Source organism: Bacillus sp. CGMCC 1.16541, from assembly GCF_003184905.1.
Classification (GTDB): Bacteria; Bacillota; Bacilli; order Bacillales; family Bacillaceae_H; genus Priestia.
Genome location: NZ_QFRU01000058.1, coordinates 1 through 1,672 on the forward strand (window position 1 = coordinate 1; position 1,672 = coordinate 1,672).

Annotated in this window: 1 protein-coding gene; it reads left to right on the forward strand. The window is 37.7% G+C overall.

Going from position 1 to position 1,672, the window contains the following annotated elements:
• Positions 1 to 69 precede the first annotated feature (69 nt).
• Positions 70 to 1,625 (forward strand): IS3 family transposase gene (locus tag DIS06_RS19885; RefSeq protein ID WP_110114978.1). Its coding sequence is split into 2 segments (ribosomal slippage): positions 70 to 709 and positions 709 to 1,625, totalling 1,557 coding nucleotides; the frame shifts between segments, so codons are not numbered across the junction.
• Positions 1,626 to 1,672: the final 47 nt, after the last annotated feature.

Genomic DNA, 1,672 nt, shown 5'->3' on the forward strand with positions numbered 1-1,672 from the left:
TGATATGCTCCCCTATAAGTAGACAGATTAAAAAATAAAAATCTGGGTGCTTATGGGGGAGTATTTGTTATGTCCAAAAGATCTTACTCTGCAGAAGAGAAATACGAGATATTAAAGGAATTAGATGGGCATTATTCAACATATGATCTTGAGTCAAAATACAACGTGCACCATTCAACGATTGTGGACTGGAAACACAAGTATGATAGGTATGGTTTGGAAGGTCTAAAAGAGTCTTCTACTTGGAAAAAGTATTCTAAGGAATTGAAGCTAGCTGCCATTAGAGATTGTCTGTCTGGGAAGTATTCTATACGTGAGGTTGCTAGATTGTATGAAATATCGGATGCATCTGTCCTCAGAGGCTGGATTAGGAAGTATAATAGTCATAGTGAATTAAAAGATACGTCACAAGGAAGGACGAGCGCTATGACTAAGGGAAGAAAAACGACTTGGGAAGAACGAATACAAATTGTACTTGATTGCTTGGGGAACGGAAAAGATTATCAAGAAGCAGCTAGTACTTACAATGTATCTTATCAACAGGTCTACCAATGGGTTAAGAAGTACGAAGACGGCGGAGATGAAGCGCTGAAAGATAAACGTGGTAATAAGAAAGAAGAGGCTAAACTAACGCCAGAAGAGAAAATGAAACTTCAAATGAAAAAGTTAGAAAGAGAAAATGAACGGTTACGTGCGGAGAATTTATTCTTAAAAAAGTTAGAGGAGATCGAAAGGAGGCAAAAATAAGCCAAATCCGATTTGAGGATAAGTACATCGCTATTCAGGAGCTTCACGAGAAAGGGAATGTAAGCATTAGTTTACTTTGTGAAATTGCAGGAATTGCACGTTCTGCATACTATAAGTGGCTTCATCGTACCCCTTCTTCCCGAGAAATACTAAATGAAAAAATCATTAAGGAGATGAAAATTCTCCATGAAAAGGTTGATAGCACCTTCGGCTATCGTCAAATGACCCTTCACATGAATAGAAAGTTCGAGGAGAAACTTAATCATAAAAGAATCTATCGGTTGATGAAAGTGGTTGGATTACGCTCTGTCATTCGTGTCAAGAAGAAGCAATATAAACGCTCTACACCTCAACATGTGGCAGACAATATATTAAATCGTGAATTTACAGCCGAAAAACCAAATGAAAAATGGGTAACGGACGTTACAGAATTTAAGTATGGCCAATCAAAAAAGGCCTATTTAAGTGCGATTCGTGACCTTTATGACGGATCCATTATAAGCTATGTTCTAGGACACTCCAATAATAATCAACTGGTATTCAAGACACTTGATCAAGCCACAGTACTATTGAATGGAGAACGCCCTCTTATCCATAGTGACCGTGGATTCCAATACACCTCTAAAGGGTTCAAACGTAAGATAGATGCGTCAGAGATGACACAAAGCATGTCACGAGTTGGCCGATGTATTGATAATGGACCAATGGAATCTTTTTGGGGGACACTGAAATGTGAGAAGTATTATTTACATAAATATAAGACATTTGAGGAACTTACTACTGCGATAGATGAGTACATCCATTTTTATAATCATGAAAGATACCAAAAAAGATTAAACGGCCTTAGCCCTATGGAATATAGAGCTAAAGCCGCTTAAATCATTTTTATTATTTCCACTGTCTACTTGACAGGGGGCAGTTCATT